At 55.0% G+C, this 218-nt stretch carries 1 tRNA gene; it reads right to left on the minus strand.

Annotation, left to right across the window (positions count from 1 at the left end):
- Position 1: 1 nt before the first annotated feature.
- Positions 2-74, minus strand: a tRNA-Glu gene (locus DRB05_RS00005).
- Positions 75-218 lie beyond the last annotated feature (144 nt).

Consider the following 218-nt stretch of genomic DNA (forward strand, 5'->3'; position numbering starts at 1 on the left):
GCGTCCCCTAGGGGATTCGAACCCCTGTTACCGCCGTGAAAGGGCGGTGTCCTAGGCCTCTAGACGAAGGGGACACAGATGTGTCACTAGGACTTTATTTAGCTGTTTATTCTCTTGCTAACCGAGTTACCTACCAAAGTAAGTGGCGTCCCCTAGGGGATTCGAACCCCTGTTACCGCCGTGAAAGGGCGGTGTCCTAGGCCTCTAGACGAAGGGGA

It is taken from the genome of Pseudoalteromonas sp. A757, from assembly GCF_004103285.1.
In the GTDB taxonomy this organism is placed as follows: Bacteria; Pseudomonadota; Gammaproteobacteria; order Enterobacterales; family Alteromonadaceae; genus Pseudoalteromonas; species Pseudoalteromonas galatheae.